Annotated in this window: 1 pseudogene; it reads right to left on the bottom strand. The window is 58.1% G+C overall.

Annotation, left to right across the window (positions count from 1 at the left end):
• Positions 1-213 precede the first annotated feature (213 nt).
• A pseudogene (locus tag FQ755_RS12900) lies at positions 214-477 on the bottom strand (cytochrome-c peroxidase); the annotation flags it as partial.

Genomic DNA, 477 nt, shown 5'->3' with positions numbered 1-477 from the left:
ATCTAAATTTTTTTGATCGATTGCGCGGGGAATTACACACTGCGGAATTGTTAAAATGTGTGGCGAATTTGAAATGAAATTGAAAGGCGTGGATATTTTGCAATACAGGATCTTCATGGCAACCGCTATCGCCGGGATCAAAAAAAACGCCCCGGAAAATCCGGGGCGTGGCGGCCGGGCTGGAGCGCCGGCCGGTGCAGGCAGGGGCGGGCCTCAGTGGCTCGGCACCGGGTCGTCGTCGAGCGTCTGCAGGAAGGCGATGATGTCCTTGATGTCGTCCTGCGTCATGGCCGGCTGGTCGCCGAACTTGCGGTCGAACGGCGCGTCGGTCACGTCGACGTTGGCCAGGTACCTGGCCGGGATGTCGTCGTATTGGTGGATCTTGCCGTCGGCGCCGCGCGGGTAGAACTTGCCCGGGTTGGTATTGCGCTCGTTGTAGAAATCCATCACGTGCTGCAGGTCGTGATAGATGCCGTT

It is taken from the genome of Paraburkholderia sp. BCC1885 (assembly GCF_900996235.1).
GTDB lineage: Bacteria > Pseudomonadota > Gammaproteobacteria > Burkholderiales > Burkholderiaceae > Paraburkholderia.
This window is presented reverse-complemented; position numbering and strand designations above follow the sequence as displayed.